The 17,991-nt window shown below is 38.2% G+C and carries 22 protein-coding genes; 15 read left to right on the forward strand and 7 right to left on the reverse strand.

Features of this window, described 5'->3' with window-relative positions; all coding sequences use genetic code 11:
* Positions 1-23: 23 nt before the first annotated feature.
* A complete protein-coding gene (gene def, locus GNT69_RS19050; RefSeq protein ID WP_203556566.1) occupies positions 24-578 on the reverse strand; it encodes a peptide deformylase in 555 nt (184 codons plus the stop codon).
* 191 nt (positions 579-769) lie between these two features.
* Between def and GNT69_RS19055 the strand changes: the two genes are divergently transcribed.
* The 5 genes from GNT69_RS19055 to lpdA all read left to right on the forward strand — a co-directional run bounded on the left by GNT69_RS19055 (position 770) and on the right by lpdA (position 6,900).
* Positions 770-1,441: a YkyA family protein gene (locus GNT69_RS19055; RefSeq protein WP_203556567.1), complete on the forward strand. Its 672-nt coding sequence runs from the start codon at positions 770-772 to the stop codon at positions 1,439-1,441.
* 524 nt (positions 1,442-1,965) lie between these two features.
* On the forward strand, positions 1,966-3,084 hold the full coding sequence (pdhA, locus tag GNT69_RS19060) for a pyruvate dehydrogenase (acetyl-transferring) E1 component subunit alpha (protein WP_203556568.1): 1,119 nt from the start codon (positions 1,966-1,968) through the stop codon (positions 3,082-3,084).
* Positions 3,085-3,087: 3 nt separating this feature from the next.
* Positions 3,088-4,065, forward strand: a complete 978-nt coding sequence (locus GNT69_RS19065; RefSeq protein ID WP_203556569.1) for an alpha-ketoacid dehydrogenase subunit beta — start codon at positions 3,088-3,090, stop codon at positions 4,063-4,065.
* Positions 4,066-4,143: 78 nt separating this feature from the next.
* Complete coding sequence (locus tag GNT69_RS19070; protein ID WP_203556570.1) at positions 4,144-5,487, forward strand: 2-oxo acid dehydrogenase subunit E2; 1,344 nt, start codon at positions 4,144-4,146, stop codon at positions 5,485-5,487.
* A 3-nt stretch (positions 5,488-5,490) separates the two neighbouring features.
* A complete protein-coding gene (gene lpdA, locus GNT69_RS19075; RefSeq protein ID WP_203556571.1) occupies positions 5,491-6,900 on the forward strand; it encodes a dihydrolipoyl dehydrogenase in 1,410 nt (469 codons plus the stop codon).
* Positions 6,901-6,948: 48 nt separating this feature from the next.
* On the opposite strand, the gene GNT69_RS19080 is transcribed toward lpdA, so the two are convergent.
* Positions 6,949-7,353, reverse strand: coding sequence for a hypothetical protein (locus tag GNT69_RS19080; RefSeq protein WP_203556572.1), 405 nt, complete (start codon positions 7,351-7,353; stop codon positions 6,949-6,951).
* A 296-nt stretch (positions 7,354-7,649) separates the two neighbouring features.
* On the reverse strand, positions 7,650-8,084 hold the full coding sequence (locus GNT69_RS19085) for a DUF1885 family protein (RefSeq protein WP_203556573.1): 435 nt from the start codon (positions 8,082-8,084) through the stop codon (positions 7,650-7,652).
* A 251-nt stretch (positions 8,085-8,335) separates the two neighbouring features.
* On the opposite strand from GNT69_RS19085, the gene GNT69_RS19090 reads away from it, so the two are divergent.
* Both GNT69_RS19090 and GNT69_RS19095 read left to right on the forward strand, forming a co-directional pair.
* Positions 8,336-8,635 (forward strand): DUF3055 domain-containing protein, encoded by a 300-nt coding sequence (locus GNT69_RS19090; RefSeq protein WP_203556574.1) that lies wholly within the window; start codon positions 8,336-8,338, stop codon positions 8,633-8,635.
* 261 nt (positions 8,636-8,896) lie between these two features.
* On the forward strand, positions 8,897-9,016 hold the full coding sequence (locus tag GNT69_RS19095) for a GapA-binding peptide SR1P (protein ID WP_203556575.1): 120 nt from the start codon (positions 8,897-8,899) through the stop codon (positions 9,014-9,016).
* 82 nt (positions 9,017-9,098) lie between these two features.
* Here the strand turns inward: GNT69_RS19095 and GNT69_RS19100 are convergent, their stop codons facing one another.
* Positions 9,099-10,568 (reverse strand): aminotransferase class I/II-fold pyridoxal phosphate-dependent enzyme, encoded by a 1,470-nt coding sequence (locus tag GNT69_RS19100; protein ID WP_203556609.1) that lies wholly within the window; start codon positions 10,566-10,568, stop codon positions 9,099-9,101.
* A 211-nt stretch (positions 10,569-10,779) separates the two neighbouring features.
* Between GNT69_RS19100 and GNT69_RS19105 the strand changes: the two genes are divergently transcribed.
* A complete protein-coding gene (locus GNT69_RS19105) occupies positions 10,780-11,739 on the forward strand; it encodes an NAD(P)H-dependent flavin oxidoreductase (RefSeq protein ID WP_203556576.1) in 960 nt (319 codons plus the stop codon).
* 73 nt (positions 11,740-11,812) lie between these two features.
* Positions 11,813-12,085: a UPF0223 family protein gene (locus tag GNT69_RS19110; protein ID WP_203556577.1), complete on the forward strand. Its 273-nt coding sequence runs from the start codon at positions 11,813-11,815 to the stop codon at positions 12,083-12,085.
* Between the two features lie 32 nt (positions 12,086-12,117).
* Here the strand turns inward: GNT69_RS19110 and GNT69_RS19115 are convergent, their stop codons facing one another.
* Complete coding sequence (locus GNT69_RS19115) at positions 12,118-12,741, reverse strand: YktB family protein (RefSeq protein WP_203556578.1); 624 nt, start codon at positions 12,739-12,741, stop codon at positions 12,118-12,120.
* A 169-nt stretch (positions 12,742-12,910) separates the two neighbouring features.
* On the opposite strand from GNT69_RS19115, the gene GNT69_RS19120 reads away from it, so the two are divergent.
* Both GNT69_RS19120 and GNT69_RS19125 read left to right on the forward strand, forming a co-directional pair.
* Positions 12,911-13,105 (forward strand): hypothetical protein, encoded by a 195-nt coding sequence (locus tag GNT69_RS19120; protein WP_203556579.1) that lies wholly within the window; start codon positions 12,911-12,913, stop codon positions 13,103-13,105.
* A gap of 220 nt (positions 13,106-13,325) precedes the next feature.
* On the forward strand, positions 13,326-14,129 hold the full coding sequence (locus GNT69_RS19125; protein ID WP_203556580.1) for an inositol monophosphatase family protein: 804 nt from the start codon (positions 13,326-13,328) through the stop codon (positions 14,127-14,129).
* A 25-nt stretch (positions 14,130-14,154) separates the two neighbouring features.
* Here GNT69_RS19125 and GNT69_RS19130 read toward each other — a convergent pair whose 3' ends face one another.
* Positions 14,155-14,340 (reverse strand): YlaF family protein, encoded by a 186-nt coding sequence (locus tag GNT69_RS19130; RefSeq protein ID WP_203556581.1) that lies wholly within the window; start codon positions 14,338-14,340, stop codon positions 14,155-14,157.
* 129 nt (positions 14,341-14,469) lie between these two features.
* Between GNT69_RS19130 and typA the strand changes: the two genes are divergently transcribed.
* From typA to GNT69_RS19145, 3 genes are all read left to right on the forward strand, one after another.
* Positions 14,470-16,308 (forward strand): translational GTPase TypA, encoded by a 1,839-nt coding sequence (typA, locus tag GNT69_RS19135; protein ID WP_203556582.1) that lies wholly within the window; start codon positions 14,470-14,472, stop codon positions 16,306-16,308.
* A 69-nt stretch (positions 16,309-16,377) separates the two neighbouring features.
* Complete coding sequence (locus GNT69_RS19140; RefSeq protein WP_203556583.1) at positions 16,378-16,692, forward strand: YlaH-like family protein; 315 nt, start codon at positions 16,378-16,380, stop codon at positions 16,690-16,692.
* Between the two features lie 11 nt (positions 16,693-16,703).
* Positions 16,704-16,994 (forward strand): hypothetical protein, encoded by a 291-nt coding sequence (locus tag GNT69_RS19145; RefSeq protein WP_203556584.1) that lies wholly within the window; start codon positions 16,704-16,706, stop codon positions 16,992-16,994.
* 33 nt (positions 16,995-17,027) lie between these two features.
* Here GNT69_RS19145 and GNT69_RS19150 read toward each other — a convergent pair whose 3' ends face one another.
* The gene (locus GNT69_RS19150; protein WP_203556585.1) at positions 17,028-17,231 is read right to left on the reverse strand and encodes a YlaI family protein; all 204 of its coding nucleotides are present in this window, start codon (positions 17,229-17,231) and stop codon (positions 17,028-17,030) included.
* 158 nt (positions 17,232-17,389) lie between these two features.
* Here GNT69_RS19150 and GNT69_RS19155 point away from each other — a divergent pair, with 158 nt between their 5' ends.
* Positions 17,390-17,845, forward strand: a complete 456-nt coding sequence (locus GNT69_RS19155) for a pyridoxamine 5'-phosphate oxidase family protein (RefSeq protein ID WP_203556586.1) — start codon at positions 17,390-17,392, stop codon at positions 17,843-17,845.
* Positions 17,846-17,991 lie beyond the last annotated feature (146 nt).

Here is a 17,991-nt window from a genome sequence, read left to right on the forward strand (position 1 = left end):
AAGCTGGTTTTTTCGTACCAGCTTTAATTATTAATCACAACAGCATTTTCAATTTCTGCAAATGGTTCGTCTTTGTTGATGTGATCAAAAAACATAATTCCGTTTAGGTGATCTATCTCATGTTGGAAGACAATCGCTGGCAATCCTTTTAGTCGCAGCTTGATTTTTTGGCCATCTAGACTCGTTCCTGTTACTGTAATCCTTGCATATCTTGGTACATAGCCTGGAAATGGTTGATCAACAGATAAACAGCCTTCTCCGGAAGCGAGATAAGCCCTTTCTACCGAGTGGCTAATGATTTTAGGATTAAAGAGTCCGTAACTATATAGTTTGTCTTTTTCGTCATGAACATGAACGGCAATCATCCGTTTTGAAACGTTTATTTGTGGTGCAGCAAGACCAATACCAGGACGGAGACCGTAATTTTCCGCAATTTCAGGATTTTGACTGTTTATTACATAGTCAAGCATTTCCGCTAATGTTTGTTTATCCTTATCTGAAGCAGGTAATGGAACCTCAACAGCTACTTTACGTAGTGAAGGGTGCCCGTCACGAACGATGTCATTCATTGTTAACATCTCTAGGTTCACCTCTCTAATTTCCTTCTTTATATAAATTTATTCAAATTTAAGTCTAACAAATGCAGGATGAAAAGTTAATCATTAGAAAGCAAAAAAAGAAAAATAGGGCAGGCATTGACGATGAATTTGTCAAATTAAATGTTGATTGCTATAGTGAAGGAGATATTGTAAGAGGAGGTAGATCGTAAGTGAAATTCCGTAACATTCCTCTCTTTTTCATGTGGCTATGTGGAATCTTATTAATTACCGGATGCTTTATAAGACAAACACCTGCTGAAGAAATGTATAACAAACTTGAAGAAGTTGTCCAAATTGAAAAAGCATTTGAAGAACAGCAGGAGCCAATAGTCCTTCTTGAAAGGGAAGAAAAGGATCTATATGAACAAATGATTAAAATGAATAATGAGGAAAATTATGATGAAATCGTAGAACTAGTCAATTCGGCGCTAAAAATCGCAGAAAAGAGAAAAGAACATATTGATATCGAACGAAAAAGTATCGAAGAATCAAAAGCTGCATTCTCTTCAGTGCAAGAAATGATGGAGAAACTAGACGATGCAGAATTAAAGACAAAAGCTGCAAAACTATATGAACTTATGCAAGAACGCTATGATGTTCATGGGAATTTGTACAAAAGCTATGAGGATGGGCTCACATATGATACTGAGTTATATCATTTGCTGAAGGAAAAAAATATTGAAATGAAACAGTTAGAGATGCAAGTGACTAAGGTCAACGGCGCATATGAAGAGGTTTTGAAGTATAACGAAATATTTAATGAAAAAACGAAAGAATATAATGAGATAAAGCTTGATTTCTATCAAACTGCTGGCTTAAATGTGCAAGTGAATATGGATTAGGTGAATATATTAGAAAGATGTTATTATATAAGTATAACTTTGTGAATCGGACAGTTATTTGAACCGATTTTTTTAAAGTTTATAAATATAAGCGCTTTCTTGATTTTTAGATGTTATGATACAGTTGTTCCTTTTTTATAGTACAGTTCCGAAAATGAAAACAACATTATCGCAGTGTAAAAATAATAATGTAGTTAAGCATAGTGTTTGACTGGTGGTTTTTTCTGTTGTAAACTTGAGAACGTAAAGGGGTGTTGTATTAATCGGTTTTCAAAAAAATATAGTACAGATAAAATTATCTACTATTAATTAATTGTAGGTTTTCAGAAGCTCAACAGTGGAAAAACTACATAGCGAAAACGCCTGAAACTTTTGGATTTAAGAAAAGTAATTTTTACGAAGCCTTAGATAAGGGAAATAAGTAAATCTATTTTAGTTCAAGAAGAAAGATTCACCTTCTTTTGGAGACCCTATAATGGATTAAAATAAAAAAACATGTGAAGAAAGGACGAGGTGACTTTTAGATGGCATCTAAAACAAAATTGACCCCAGCTGATGTTGTAGCGCATTTAGCAAAAATTGAAGACCAATTTGAGACACTTCAAATTTTAAATGAAGAGGGAGAAGTGGTCAATGAATCAGCAATGCCGAATCTCTCAAATGAACAATTGCAAGAATTGATGAGACGAATGGTTTATACAAGAATCCTTGACCAACGTTCAATTTCTTTGAATCGTCAAGGTCGGTTAGGGTTCTATGCACCAACAGCAGGACAAGAGGCTTCGCAATTAGCTTCCCAGTTTGCTTTAGAACAAGAAGATTTTATTTTACCAGGTTATCGTGATGTTCCCCAAATTATTTGGCATGGATTGCCTTTATACCAAGCCTTTTTATGGTCAAGAGGACATTTTGAAGGGATGAAAGTTCCAGAAGGTGTAAACGTTCTGCATCCGCAAATTATTATTGGTGCTCAGTATGTTCAAACAACTGGTGTTGCACTTGGAATGAAGAAACGTGGAACAAAAGCTGTAGCAGTAACATATACAGGTGACGGTGGAAGTTCACAAGGTGATTTCTATGAAGGAATCAACTTTGCAGGCGCATATAAAGCACCAGCAATCTTTTTTATTCAAAACAATAAGTTTGCAATTTCAACACCAGTAGAGAAGCAAACTGCAGCTAAAACTTTAGCGCAAAAAGCCGTTTCAGCTGGAATTCCAGGAATTCAAGTGGATGGTATGGATCCATTAGCTGTTTATGTAGCTACCCGTGATGCCCGTGAGCGTGCGATTAACGGAGAAGGTCCTACACTAATTGAGACGTTAACTTATCGATATGGACCACATACAATGGCCGGGGATGATCCAACTCGCTACCGTACGGCAGATTTAGATAACGAATGGGAAAAGAAAGATCCACTTGTTCGCTTCCGTAAATTCCTCGAAAAGAAAGGTCTATGGAATGAAGAACAGGAAAGTGAAGTAATTGAACAAGCAAAAGATGATATTAAAGAGGCAATCAAAAAAGCTGATGCAGCTCCAAAACAGAAGGTTACTGATTTAATGTCAATTATGTATGAAGAAGAAATGCCACAAAACTTAAAAGAACAATATGAACTATATAAAGCAAAGGAGTCGAAGTAAGTCATGGCGCAAATGACAATGATTCAAGCAATTACTGATGCTATGCGTACAGAATTGCGCAATGATCCGAATGTATTGGTATTCGGTGAGGATGTTGGCGTAAATGGCGGCGTCTTCCGTGCGACTGAGGGCCTTCAAAATGAATTTGGCGAGGATCGCGTTTTTGATACCCCACTTGCAGAATCAGGAATCGGTGGATTAGCAGTTGGTCTTTCGTTACAAGGATTCCGCCCTGTTCCTGAAATCCAATTCTTCGGTTTTGTATTTGAAGTAATGGATTCAATCGCGGGACAATTAGCACGTCTTCGCTACCGTTCTGGTGGCAGATATACGGCGCCAGTAACCATTCGCTCACCATTTGGCGGAGGAGTACATACTCCTGATATGCATGCTGACAGTTTAGAAGGATTAATGGCACAAACACCTGGAGTTAAGGTAGTCATCCCATCTACTCCTTACGATGCAAAAGGGCTTTTAATCTCTTCTATTCGTGATAATGATACGGTAATTTTCCTTGAGCATATGAAATTATACCGTTCATTCCGTCAAGAAGTACCGGAGGAGGAGTACACTATTCCTTTGGGGAAAGCGGATGTAAAACGTGAAGGGAAAGATATTTCTATTATTACTTACGGTGCGATGGTTCATGAATCATTGAAGGCAGCAGAAGAGTTAGAAAAAGAAGGGTACTCGGCAGAAGTAATAGATTTACGTACAGTAAGTCCACTTGATATTGAAACGATTGTAGCTTCCGTGGAAAAAACGGGCCGTGCGATTGTCGTTCAAGAGGCGCAAAAACAAGCGGGTATTGCCGCTACTGTTGTCGCTGAAATTAATGATCGGGCCATCTTAAGCTTGGAAGCACCTGTATTGCGAGTAGCGGCACCAGATACTGTGTTCCCATTCCCGCAAGCAGAAACAGTTTGGCTTCCAAACTATAAGGACGTAATTGAAACAGCGAAAAAAGTTTTAACATACTAAAAAATAGGGAAAAGGAAAACCTTTTCCCATTACTGCATAAACAATGTAGCAGAATTCTGCGTAGGAGGCTGAATCTTAGTGTCATTTCAATTTAAAATGCCTGACATCGGTGAAGGTATTCATGAAGGTGAAATCGTAAAATGGTTTATTAAGCCTGGCGATAAAGTTCAAGAAGATGATGTTCTTTGTGAAATCCAAAATGATAAAGCGGTTGTAGAGATCCCCTCTCCGGTTGATGGGACTGTCCAAGAGGTTTTAGTAGATGAAGGAGCGGTTGCAACAGTTGGACAAGTTCTTATAACGTTCGATGCGCCAGGGTATGAAAACTTGCAATTTAAGGGCGATGACCATGGTGATGAAGCAGCTGAACCAGCAGAAGCTCCAGTTGTAAAAGTAGAGGAACCTAATCAAGAAACTGAGCAACCGAAAGTACCAACCGCTGAAGCAACGGCAGGGGTAGGAACTGTGGCACAGCAAGTGGAAGTTGACCCAAATCGACGAGTAATTGCGATGCCATCTGTTCGTAAATACGCTCGTGACAATGGTGTGGATATTCGTCTTGTTGCTGGAACAGGTAAAAATGGCCGTGTATTAAAAGAGGATATTGATGGATTTCAAAATGGTGGGGCACAGGCAGCTGCGGCTCCAGCACAGCAAGCAGAGGCGCCAGTTGCAGAAGAAAGTGCAGCTATATCAGCTCCTGCAATTCCACAAGGTGAATATCCAGAAACTCGTGAGAAAATGAGCGGTATCCGTAAAGCAATTGCAAAAGCGATGGTAAACTCAAAACATACAGCACCACATGTAACATTGATGGACGAAATTGATGTGACAAAACTTGTCGCTCATCGTAAAAAATTCAAGGAAGTTGCTTCTGAAAAAGGAATCAAACTTACATTCCTACCTTATGTGGTAAAAGCTTTAACAAGTGCATTGCGTGAATATCCAGCGTTAAATACCTCGCTTGATGATGCAACAAGCGAAATTATTCATAAGCATTATTACAATATTGGAATTGCAGCTGATACAGATAAAGGTTTGCTTGTACCAGTTGTTAAAGATGCGGACCGTAAATCAGTATTCACAATTTCTAATGAAATCAATGAGTTAGCAGGTAAGGCACGTGACGGCAAGTTGTCTCCAGATGAAATGAAAGGTGCGTCTTGTACAATTACAAATATTGGTTCTGCAGGTGGACAATGGTTCACGCCAGTAATCAATCATCCTGAAGTTGCAATCCTTGGAATCGGCCGCATTGCGGAAAAGCCAATTGTTCGTGATGGCGAGATTGTTGCTGCTCCTGTCTTGGCACTTTCATTGAGTTTTGACCACCGCATGATTGATGGTGCAACTGCTCAACACGCATTGAATCATATTAAACGCTTATTGAACGACCCAGAACTTTTGCTAATGGAGGCGTAAAAAATGGTAGTTGGAGATTTTCCGATTGAAACTGATACTATAGTCATTGGTGCCGGACCAGGTGGATATGTGGCAGCGATTCGTGCTGCCCAATTAGGTCAAAAGGTTACGATTGTTGAAAAGAATGTTTTAGGTGGAGTATGTTTAAATGTTGGATGTATTCCATCAAAAGCATTAATCTCAGCTGGACATCGCTTTGAGAATGCGAAGGATTCTGAAGATATGGGAGTAATAGCTGAAAACGTTACTTTAGATTTTTCTAAGGTTCAAGCATTTAAAGAAGGCGTCGTTAAAAAATTAACTGGCGGGGTCGAAGGATTGCTTAAAGGAAATAAGGTTGACATCGTTAATGGTGAAGCTTATTTTGTTGATGCAAATACTATAAAGGTAATGGATGAAAAATCGTCTCAAACCTATACTTTTAAAAACGCAATTATTGCGACAGGATCTCGTCCGTTAGAAATACCTGCTTTTAAATTTTCCAAGCGAATTCTTGATTCAACAGGTGCTATAAACCTTAAAGAACTTCCAAAAAGCATCGTTGTAATTGGTGGAGGTTATATTGGAACTGAACTTGGTGGGGCTTATGCGAGCTTCGGGACAAAGGTCACAATTTTAGAGGGTGCTGAAGAAATTCTAGGCGGTTTCGAGAAACAAATGTCTACCCTTGTTAAGCGTAGATTAAAGAAAAAGGGAGCAGAAGTTATTACAAAGGCGTTAGCAAAAGGCGTTGAAGAAAGTGAAGACGGCGTAACTGTTACGTATGAAGTGAACGGTGAACAAAAGAAAGTGGATGCGGACTATGTGTTTGTTATGATTGGACGCAAACCAAATACGGATGAACTTGGTCTTGAGCAAGTTGGCATCGAAATGAGTGACCGTGGGCTCATTAATGTTGATAAACAATGCCGTACAAGCGTTAGCAATATATATGCAATAGGCGATATCGTTGCTGGACCACCACTTGCTCATAAAGCGTCATATGAGGCGAAAATTGCGGCAGAGGCAATTGCTGGACATGCTTCAGAGATTGATTATTTAGGAATCCCAGCTGTTGTATTCTCTGACCCTGAACTAGCATCAGTCGGATATGATGAGAAGAAGGCGAAAGAAGAAGGATTTGAAATTGTTGCGTCTAAGTTCCCATTCGCTGCTAATGGCCGAGCGCTTTCTTTAAATGAGCCTGATGGATTTATGAAGATTATCACTCGTAAAGAAGACGGCCTCGTGATCGGTGCTCAAATTGCTGGCTCAGGTGCTTCTGATATGATTTCGGAACTCAGCCTTGCGATTGAAACAGGAGTGACTGCTGAAGACTTGGCAATGACTATTCATGCTCACCCAACTCTTGGTGAGATCACAATGGAAGCGGCTGAAGTTGCAATTGGCAACCCAATTCACATTATGAAATAATCAAAGTTACGAGTAAAAGTCCTTTTCATCGATTGAAAAGGACTTTTTTTATTCTTTCGTTGAATATTCTTTATTCGTTTGGTGTGAAAGGATTTTGGAAAATGGAGTGATAATTTCTTCTTTAGTAACAATTCCATTAATCTTAACTAAAATTTCATCTTGGTAATAAATAACGATAGCTGGGTATCTGTCGATTTCGAAAAATTTATAATACTTATTGTCCTTGTCGGTTGTTAAAACCTTCATATTATTAAACTCACTCGGAAAGTCCCGTTTTAGTTCGATAATTGCATCATAATAAGCGGCTTCTTTTGAGTAGTTTGAGTCGTCTGAGAAAAATATAATATGTACTACATCATGATTAAACTGAATTTTGTCAGTTGCTTTAAAATGGTTGCAGGAAGAAGTGGACAGTATGAAAGAAATGATTATGATAAAAGACAAGCTCCTCATTGTTCTTGCCTCACTTTACTAGGGAATGTATTCCTTAATTATCACAATTATTCTAACATAGGTGCTTCATAAAACCTTCGCTGTCATTCAAATGTTACAAAATTGAAAAATAAGTTGATTTATTCGAATTTATAGGTTAATTTAACCTGAAAAAATTTTTCACTTATGGGAGAATGGTAAGTATACTTTTATTTTAATAAAAATTGAACGGCCCCGAAATGAGGGCCGCTATCATCATTCGTAATAAGAGCAATGCTGTGACATTGCTCGATTTCGATGCGCGTATTGGTGTTGAATTATTTTCTTTTGTAATAATACATGATACGCCCATTAAATAGGTGGAGTTCACCGTTTAATTTTTTTGCTATAAATTTGCAAAACTCATTTGCCTTTCCTTTATCTCCGAATGTTGCTGAATCTGGGAGTGTCACCTGTATGTAAGTTTGTTCGTGCTCACTGCCATCTTCAGTGATTACCTTTTCTTGATCAATTCCTAAAAGAATCGCATGATATCTGTCATGGTTGGAATGTAAGTAAAACCATTTTCCTTTTCCGTTCTCAGTTTCTTTAATTTCGTAAGGGAAGGCTGAATAATCATATTCCCAATCGAGCTGTTTCCCAGTTTTTGTTGTAATTTCTTTGTAATATGAAAATAATGATTTTAGCTCGTCAACCGCAATGGTTTGCTGTAACGAAGACGGCACTAGTTTAATATATGCATTTGCAGACATTTGGCTACCCCCTATTTCCAGTTCTATCAATCTTATGATAGCATTTGCTAATTTCAGCGACAACTTATTAAAGAATTTATTCCTCAACGTCTGAGTGTAACGGTTTTATCGAGAAAGGGGAACGTATAAGAAAAGTATGAAATTTTTTAGAATTAAATTTGACGATCTTATGAATGTTCTCGGTTCATATTGTATAAATATTATAAATATATTATAATTTAAATAAGAAACATGATTGGAGGAGATGATTTATGAACTTGTTTGAGAAACTTTATGACGAACAAGAAAATGTTAAGGTAAGGTTTGTGGGGTTTACAACAGAAGAAAGTCGCTATGATTTTGGAATAGTGCATACAAATATGTTTTTTGGAAAACCACTAATTGTCTGTATGCAAACAGGCCGATCCGCACTCCTCGATTCTTCAGATCTAAACAATATCGAGTACCTACAAAAGGCTTTCCACATTAAAGAATCTATTCAAGCGGCAGACTTGGCTGAGTTCTTTAAAACTGAATTACCTATCATGCCATTCCAACCACAATATGAATAATAAGAAACAGGTCCAACTTTTGGACCTGTTTTTTTTATTAATTTTTTAGTGTAAACCATCGGTAAGCCACTAATAGGATGATTGCGCGCTTGCTCTTTTAAATGTCATCAAAAGTCATATAATGTCGATTAATTGAGAGAAAAAATTAATTGTGTTATACAATTTAGGCTTGAAAAATCAATAGTGTTATATTATTATTGATTTAAAGGATTACAAACGCTTTCATATTTATAAATTTGAAGGAAAAGGGGTTTTAAAGGGATGGGAACAATCGTTTGTCAAACATGTAACTCCACAATTGAGCACTTCGAAGATGAAAAAGTGACAGTTCTTTATGCAACTACTTGTAATTGTCATAACAAAGACAATGAAAAGAAGTAATAAATAATAAATGGGTATGCGATTAATCGCATACCCTTTTTTTGCATTTCCTTTTTCTCAATTGCTGTCCTGGTAACAAGTCTTACCAGATAGGCTTATGTTCCTTTATGACACGGATCATGTGCAGTTTATCATCCTCTGGTCCTTGTACGGGGAGCCCTGCCTCTACATTCATTTTGATATAAAGCAGGTTTTCGGAAGTGATAATTTCCCCTGGAATGAAGATAGGAATCCCTGGCGGATAGACCATGACAAATTCAGCGATAATTCTTCCTTCAGACTCAGCAAAAGGGATTACTTCTGTCTCAGCATAAAATGCATCCCTTGGCGTTAATGAGAGGACAGGGATGTCCGGGAGCATAACCTGGGCATGAATTTTTTCAGCTGGTATATGATATTCAGCTGATAACTCTTGAAGTGCTTTAATGAGGAGCTCTCCCTCTTTTTCAGTATCACCAGGTGTAATCAGACAAAGAAGATTATAAAGGTCTGAGAGTTCAACCTCAATATTGTATTTTTCGCGCAACCACTTTTCAGCGTCATACCCTGAAATCCCTAAGTCTTTGACAGATATAATGAGCTTTGTTGGGTCATAATCAAATGTGGCTTTACTTCCAAGAATCTCATCGCCTACACAATAAAGATGCTCTATATTATTAATACGCTTTCTAACTGAATGTGCAAGTTTAATGGTCTTATCGATCAATTCCCTTCCTTCTGTTACTAACCTTCGTCTTGCAACGTCTAATGATGCTAGTAGTAGATAGGAAGTGGAGGTTGTTGTGAGCATTGACAATATAGATTGCACTCGTTTATAGGAAACAAGTCCGTCTCTTACATTTAATATCGAACTTTGTGTCATTGATCCACCAAGCTTATGAACACTTGTTGCTGCCATATCAGCCCCTGCTTGCATTGCAGATAATGGTAAATCCTCATGGAAATGAATATGAACGCCATGGGCCTCATCCACCAACACAGGCACTTCGTAGGAATGAGCAATTTCAACGATTTTTCTTAAATCAGCTGAAACGCCGAAATAAGTTGGATTAATGACAAGTAAACCTTTTGCATCGGGATGCCGTTCCAAAGCTTTTTCTACGGCATCTGTCGTAATACCATGGGAAATACCAAGTTTCTCATCGATATCTGGATGAATGAAGATTGGAATGGCCCCTGAAAATACGATAGCGGACATGATTGACTTGTGAACGTTCCTTGGTACGATAATTTTATCACCTGGTCCACAAACCGTCATAATCATTGTCATAATTGCTCCGCTCGTACCTTGAACGGAGAAGAAAGTATGATCTGCCCCAAAGGCTTCAGCAGCAAGATCTTGAGCTTGTTTAATAATACCTTTAGGTGAATGAAGGTCGTCTAATGGCCCTATGTTAATTAAGTCAATTGATAAAGCATTATCACCGATAAATTCGCGAAATTCGGGGTCCATGCCAGCACCTTTTTTATGTCCAGGAATATGAAACTGTACTGGTTCGTTTTTAGCATGTTGAACTAATCCGGTGAATAATGGCGTTTCATTTTGAGACAACAATGATTGCTACACCTCTTTAACATCAAGTTGCGATTCCTATATATACATTCAAAACAAAAGAATTATAGCATTATTCATTTCCTTTGCAAAGAAATTTTTTTTATAAATAAAAACTGGTTATATCCTTTATTCATGCCCTTTTTTTTCAGGAATAAAAGGATATGGAGACAAAAGAACGAATAGGAAGATATGAAAGGAGAGGGGAACTTTGCGTTGGGATACAAAAATAACAAATTTAATGAACATTCAATACCCGATTATTCAAGGAGGGCTTGCTTATTTGGCCTATGCTGATCTCGCTGCGGCCGTGTCTAACGCTGGCGGTCTAGGACAAATTACAGCGATGTCATTGCCGAATCCAGAAGCTTTAAGGTCGGAAATTAAAAAGCTAAAGTCGCTGACTGAAAAACCATTTGGAGTAAACTTTGCCATTGGTCAACATGGACGTCCCTTTTCTCATATGTTGGATGTGGCGATTGAAGAGAAAGTACCTGTGATAACCATGACAGGAGGAAATCCTGCCCCTATTTTTGAACAGCTTCAAGGGGTTGACGTGAAAAAACTTGTCCTTGTGGCAGCGAAAAAACAGGCACAAAAAGCGGAGGACCTTGGTGCAGATGCAGTCGTGGTTGTTGGTCAAGAAGGAGGAGGCCATTTAGGCAAAAATGATACTGGAACGATGGTACTAATTCCAAGTGTAGTTGATGCTGTAGGCATTCCTGTTATTGCCTCAGGAGGGATTGCGGACGGACGTGGATTAATGGCTGCTTTGGCTCTCGGTGCAGAAGGGATAGAAATGGGGACGAGATTCATTGCAACCAAAGAATGCATTCATGCGAGTCAGTTATACAAAAACCGCCTTATAAATGGTACTGAAAATGATACAGTAGTGATTAAACGTTCAATTGGAGCACCAGCAAGAGCCATTGCAAATGATTGGACCGAAAAAATACTTGAAAAGGAAAAGAAATATGGGGATTATGAATCTTTAAAGGATCTTATAAGCGGGGAAGCGAATATAAAGTATATTTATGATGGTGAAGAGAAAGCTGGTTTTGCATGGGCAGGCCAAGTGATGGGATTGATTAAAGATACCCCGACCGTCAATGAATTATTTTTAAGAATGGTCCGTGAAGCTGAAGAGATTAGAAGAAATTGGTCTGAATAGTACATAATTTGCTTTATCTAAAAGAAGTTGTGTACAATTTTACAGATAAGATAAATAAAGCAGGTGTGTTTATATGGAATATCAATATCCGATTGATCATGCTTGGACAACAGATGAAATCATCGAGGTCATTCGTTTTTTTGAAGCAATAGAACTTGCATATGAAAAAGGAATAGATCGTGAGGAGCTTTTAGAAGCTTATCGTCGCTTTAAACAAATTGTCCCAAGTAAAGCGGAGGAGAGAAAGATATGTAATGAGTTCGAGGAAGAGAGCGGTTATTCCTCTTATCGAACAATTAAATTAGCAAAAGAAGCAAGTGAAGGAAAACGAATAAAAATGAAATAAAACGGCCTTTCTGGCCGTTTTTTATTTCATTTTTAGTGTCCCAATTTGTACAAAGGGACCAATGTCTTTAACACCGAATCAAATGTTTCTAGCAACTCGGTTGAACTTAATTTGACAGCTTCTTCTCTCGGAATTTGATAACCACATAAGATTTCAGCTTTTTTAACATTTTGCAACCGTTGAAACATCGAGACTAACTCCGTTTGTGTGAGCTCACTCTGCTTAAAGACATCTGGCTTTGTATGATCCATTGACCATACAAAATTGTTAGGCGTTTCATTAAATAGGCGCTCAGCATTTTGTTCCAGTAATTTTCCGAATTCTTGTTTATTTGGTGCTTCATATATGAGTGCAAACCAAACAAATAAATGAGTTTCCCAAAGGCCTATCTGAAAATGGGGCAACATCTTATATCCGCGTGGATTTGCTGCAAATGCTACCCAAGTATCATTGGGGGGATTTTTCGTTCTGCGGGCATGTTTTGCTACATGATAGAATAGTTCATCCCCTGTTAAAGTGGACAACTCCGGAGTGAAATATTTCCCGAGACTTTCAAGTTTTGGTCGTATATTCCCTTTTAAAGCTTCCATTCGCTCATCTAGCCCGTCTATTGTAAAAACATTAAAGTCGTCTTCCGTAAATCCATTTATGTTCATCCATACTACCTCCTAAAAACCCTTTAAGTTATTGTAGCAAACTAACAGGAATTATTGAAGGGATTGAAATTTATCATAGGCATGAGTACAAATTTGTTGCATCGTCCACTCGTTTTTAATATTATAATAATAAAAAAAATTCAAAAATAGGTTGAAAGGATGTGGAGAAATGAAAAAAATAATGAAATCAATGAAAGGAATGTCAGAAAGCCGTCAAAGGAAAGCTGTTCTAAGGCTTGAGTTAGATTATGAACTTGCGACTCTTTTCGAAGCAATGGGTGAATCGAATAAGGGGAAAATGAATGAATGTAAGGAAAAGCTTGAGAATATTCGTAAAGAACTTTTACAACTGAAAGCTTTATAATTTAGAACAACAGAATATTTTCACGGATAAGGAATGGATTTTTAAATGATGAATAATGAAATATGTAATATGTGGGGACAATGATAACGGACTTCGATAATTAGGGAGTTCGTTATCATTTTTTTCTTATTTTTGCTTAAGTGTAATTACTTGAAGAAAATGGGTATATCTTTTAAGCTAAGCCTAATATTCTTCATAATGGAAATAAGGGGGGCTTGTATTGACGACAAATATATACGAAATAAATACATACGCACAACAGTGGGTTAAGGAAGCAGGAGAGAGTATCCGCGCATCTTTTCCAAAAACATTAGACATAAAGACGAAATCAAATCCTAATGATTTAGTAACGAATATTGATAAGGAAACGGAACAATATTTTATAAAAAAAATAAAGGCCACGTTCCCTGACCATCAAATCTTAGGCGAAGAAGGTTATGGGGATAAAATAGACGAACTGTCAGGGATTGTATGGATTATTGACCCAATTGACGGTACGATGAATTTCATTCATCAACAGCGGAATTTTGCTATTTCAGTTGCAGTTTATGAAAATGGGAAAGGGAGAATTGGTCTGATTTATGATGTCGTTCATGATGAACTGTATCATGTCATTCGGGGGCAAGGGGTTTTTATGAATGGTTTAGAGCTACCACGCTTAGAAGCACGTGGTGTTTCTGAATCGATTATTGCTCTTAACGCTACATGGGTAACGGAAAATCGACGTCTGCCACCATCTCTACTGGCGCCTCTTGTAAAAAAAGCTCGTGGCACAAGATCATATGGTTCAGCGGCATTAGAAATGGTATATGTCGCATCAGGACGAATTGATGCATATCTCACACCTAGACTTGCACCTTGGGATTTTGCAGCTGGTGTTATTATGATTGAGGAATTAGGAGGAGTGGCAACGAATTTACGTGGGGAACCGTTTGATTTAATCAAGGAAAATTCCGTTCTCGTTGCAAAACCAGGGCTACATTCTGAGATTTTGGAGGTGTATTTACAGGGAGGGAAATGGTAAGAAAAAAGAGCCGGAATCCCGGCCCTTACAGCTCTCCATTCTCTTGCATTCTCTTTTTCATTTTAAAACCATAGCCCATGCTTATTGATAAAGCAATCACTGATATGACCGCACCTAAAATACTTGATTCACCGATGGCAACTCCGATGCCCATCATGCTAGCAGCTGCCGCAATGGCCAAAAGTAAGAACCCCCATTTTATTTGTTTCATCGTTTTCTTCCCCCCCTCATGATTTATATTGTACAGAAAATACTTGGTGGTTTCTATCTTTAATTATGGTATAATGGCTCAGTTGTAAAAAAATGATAATATATTTAAGATAAAGGTAGGTTGACTTTTTTGAAATTAAGAGAAGATATTCGAAATATCGCGATTATTGCTCACGTTGACCATGGAAAAACGACACTAGTAGATCAGTTATTGAAACAAGCCGGTACGTTTAGAGCGAATGAAAATATTGAGGAAAGGGCAATGGATTCCAACGATATCGAAAGAGAACGTGGAATTACAATTCTTGCCAAAAATACAGGGATTAAATACAAAGATACAAGAATTAATATATTAGACACTCCAGGACACGCAGATTTTGGCGGCGAGGTTGAGCGAATCATGAAGATGGTAGATGGTGTTCTTCTTGTCGTTGACGCTTACGAGGGCTGTATGCCGCAAACTAGATTTGTCTTAAAGAAAGCTCTTGAGCAGCATTTGACTCCGATTGTCGTCGTTAATAAAATCGATAGAGACTTTGCTCGCCCCGGAGAAGTAGTTGATGAAGTACTAGATTTATTCATTGAACTAGGAGCGAATGAAGACCAGCTTGAATTCCCAGTTGTGTATGCATCTGGGATTAATGGGACTGCTAGCTTAACCCCTGATAAACAGGAGGAAAATATGCAGTCTCTTTATGAAACGATTATTAACCATATTCCTGCCCCGATTGATAATCGGGAAGAACCACTTCAATTTCAAGTCGCACTCCTAGATTATAATGATTATGTTGGTCGAATCGGAATTGGTCGTGTTTTTCGTGGGACAATTAAAGTTGGTCAACAGGTAGCCTTAATGAAGTTGGATGGTACCGTAAAGCAGTTTAGAGTATCGAAAATCTTCGGTTTCTTTGGGCTAAAGCGAGAGGAGATTGAAGAGGCAAAATCAGGAGACTTAATTGCTGTTTCGGGGATGGAGGATATTAACGTTGGAGAAACAGTCTGTCCCGCTGATCACCAAGACCCGCTGCCAGTTTTACGTATTGATGAGCCTACATTGCAAATGACATTTCTTGTTAACAATAGCCCCTTTGCCGGACGTGAAGGGAAATATCTGACGTCTAGGAAAGTGGAAGAAAGATTACGCTCTCAGTTACAGACAGATGTTAGTCTTCGGGTTGAAAATACGGATTCGCCGGATGCTTGGATTGTTTCAGGTCGTGGGGAACTCCACTTGTCTATTTTAATTGAAAACATGCGTCGTGAAGGATTTGAATTACAAGTCTCAAAGCCAGAAGTTATCGTGAGAGAAATCGATGGCGTCCGTTGCGAGCCTGTTGAACGAGTGCAAATTGATATTCCGGAAGAACATACTGGAGCGATTATGGAATCAATGGGTGCACGAAAAGGCGAGATGTTAGATATGAATAATAGTGGCAACGGTCAAGTCCGGCTTACTTTTAATATCCCTGCCCGTGGGTTAATCGGATATACAACAGAATTCCTAACGCTTACTCGTGGATATGGAATTATTAATCATTCATTTGATAGCTATCAGCCAATGCAGCCAGGACAGGTTGGTGGGAGACGTCAAGGGGTCCTTGTCTCAATGGAGAGTGGTAAAGCGACAACTTATGGTATTATGGGAGTAGAAGATCGCGGAACCATTTTTGTCGAACCTGGAACAGAGATCTATGAAGGAATGATTGTCGGGGAACATACGCGTGAAAACGATATTACTGTAAATTTAACGAAAGTCAAACACGCAACCAATGTCCGTTCGGCGAATAAAGATCAAACATCGGTAATTAAAAAGCCACGAATCATGACATTGGAAGAGTCATTAGAATATTTAAATGAGGATGAATTCTGTGAAGTAACACCGAAGTCCATCCGGCTTCGAAAGAAGGTCCTCGATAAAAATGAACGTGAACGGTCTGCGAAGAAGCAAAAATACGCAGAACAAAATTAGTATCGATGGATTAAATTTTTTCTAGGGACATGGTTAATCCGCAAGAAATTTAATAGGGGGAAACAGTATATGGATATTAGTCAACGCCTAACCTTTTTTGCAGCACTCTATAAAGTCCATGAAAATCCTGATTTGGGTATGTGGATGCTTTATTTAACCATTTTCTTATTAAGTGTTTTAGTATACAAGCTTGGTTTTTCGCAGAAACTCCCTTTATTTAAATCCATTTTAATATACTTGTTCCTTGGTTTGGGATGTACAATCTTAACTTTTTTAGGAATATTCTTACCGATAGCTGAGGGGCTAGTAGTAGCAGCGTTGATTTTAATTATTTATAAAATTCGTCTCCATCTTCATAAAAAACAAGAAATGGATGCTAGCTGAGGTGAGCGTTGATGATATCCCTACAAGACAAGCTTTATAATTGGTTAACGATAAAAGTAGTAGTTGATGCAAGACCGGACGATTCAGCAGCCGTTGAAACGAAAGAAATGTTCGAGCAACTTTTAGCAGATGAGCATGGCATCGATGAACTAGAAATTGAAGTGGATGAAGAAATGTACTCGATCGCTGTTGAACGTAATGGAGAAAAGAAAACATACCGATTTCCACGTGAATTAATCGAAGTGATGATTGACCAGATAAATGAAGAACCAGAAAAATATGTGAATTATCCCGAAAAATAAGAAGCCGCTAAAAGCGGCTTCTGTTTTTTTGTTTTACCATTCGTCCTCGTCTGAGCTGGGGGTTTTATATAGACGGAAATTACCTGTTGCTAATCGTTTTAATGTATTTTCCGCAATACGTTCGTGGCATTCTTCGCACATATATGTGTGGATTGGTCGATTGCGCAATTGTTTTGCTTGTAACGTGTCATCATGTATTGTTTCAATTTTATCGCATATTACACATTTAACTCTCATATTGGCACCTCGGAATAACTGTTTTCTATAAATTCTCCATTTGAATCTCATAGGTAGTAATAGTATATCATTGATTTTATCAAAGATGGATTGTTATATCCATTTGCTCTGAAAATAAGAAAGTAGTAAGATGAGAATAGTGTAAGGAGGCTGATATTGTGGCAAACGAAGTAGAACCAAAGCTTATAGAAGAATTATATGAAGAACTGCAAAGAGAACGGTTTGTTACCATTGCGACAGTCGACCATGAGACTGGGGGACCTAATGTTCGTGCAATCTCCTGGGTTTGGGCAAAGGATGATGAAACAATCATATTTGCTGTCGATAATCGTTCACGTATCGTCCAAAATATTCGCAAAAACCATCTAGTTGTAATCAATCTTGTAGCGAATGAATCAACCTATTCAATTTCGGGTAAAGCTGAAATCAAAGAGGAAAAAATAACTGGAGTACCATTAAAACTGGCACTTATTGAAATAAAAATTGCTGAAGTACGCGATGTAATGTTTTACGGTTCAAAAATGGTCTCAGAACCTGAATATGATAAAACATATGATCATGCTGCAGCAACTCGACTTGATCAACAAGTAATGGATGCGATGAAAAAAGCTTAGTCAATATTAATGGACTAAGCTTTTGTGCGCTTGGCAGCGCATCGGACTAACGGGTGAAAGTCCCGAACACACCGTTTTGGTGGCGGAAGTGTATAGCCGACAGGTAGTGCGTATCCGTGAGGAACCGTGCGGAGGACTTGAAGGCA

This window comes from Bacillus sp. B15-48 (genome assembly GCF_016879755.1).
In the GTDB taxonomy this organism is placed as follows: Bacteria; Bacillota; Bacilli; order Bacillales; family Cytobacillaceae; genus Mesobacillus_B.

What these genes read in the sequence shown, in the direction of transcription:
- def (WP_203556566.1), bottom strand. Translation starts at nt 578, where the DNA reads ATGTTAACAATGAATGACATCGTTCGTGACGGGCACCCTTCACTACGT.
- pdhA (WP_203556568.1), top strand. Translation starts at nt 1,966, where the DNA reads ATGGCATCTAAAACAAAATTGACCCCAGCTGATGTTGTAGCGCATTTA.
- GNT69_RS19065 (WP_203556569.1), top strand. Translation starts at nt 3,088, where the DNA reads ATGGCGCAAATGACAATGATTCAAGCAATTACTGATGCTATGCGTACA.
- lpdA (WP_203556571.1), top strand. Translation starts at nt 5,491, where the DNA reads ATGGTAGTTGGAGATTTTCCGATTGAAACTGATACTATAGTCATTGGT.
- GNT69_RS19080 (WP_203556572.1), bottom strand. Translation starts at nt 7,353, where the DNA reads ATGAGGAGCTTGTCTTTTATCATAATCATTTCTTTCATACTGTCCACT.
- GNT69_RS19085 (WP_203556573.1), bottom strand. Translation starts at nt 8,084, where the DNA reads ATGTCTGCAAATGCATATATTAAACTAGTGCCGTCTTCGTTACAGCAA.
- GNT69_RS19090 (WP_203556574.1), top strand. Translation starts at nt 8,336, where the DNA reads ATGAACTTGTTTGAGAAACTTTATGACGAACAAGAAAATGTTAAGGTA.
- GNT69_RS19095 (WP_203556575.1), top strand. Translation starts at nt 8,897, where the DNA reads ATGGGAACAATCGTTTGTCAAACATGTAACTCCACAATTGAGCACTTC.
- GNT69_RS19110 (WP_203556577.1), top strand. Translation starts at nt 11,813, where the DNA reads ATGGAATATCAATATCCGATTGATCATGCTTGGACAACAGATGAAATC.
- GNT69_RS19115 (WP_203556578.1), bottom strand. Translation starts at nt 12,741, where the DNA reads ATGAACATAAATGGATTTACGGAAGACGACTTTAATGTTTTTACAATA.
- GNT69_RS19120 (WP_203556579.1), top strand. Translation starts at nt 12,911, where the DNA reads ATGAAAAAAATAATGAAATCAATGAAAGGAATGTCAGAAAGCCGTCAA.
- GNT69_RS19130 (WP_203556581.1), bottom strand. Translation starts at nt 14,340, where the DNA reads ATGAAACAAATAAAATGGGGGTTCTTACTTTTGGCCATTGCGGCAGCT.
- GNT69_RS19140 (WP_203556583.1), top strand. Translation starts at nt 16,378, where the DNA reads ATGGATATTAGTCAACGCCTAACCTTTTTTGCAGCACTCTATAAAGTC.
- GNT69_RS19145 (WP_203556584.1), top strand. Translation starts at nt 16,704, where the DNA reads ATGATATCCCTACAAGACAAGCTTTATAATTGGTTAACGATAAAAGTA.
- GNT69_RS19150 (WP_203556585.1), bottom strand. Translation starts at nt 17,231, where the DNA reads ATGAGAGTTAAATGTGTAATATGCGATAAAATTGAAACAATACATGAT.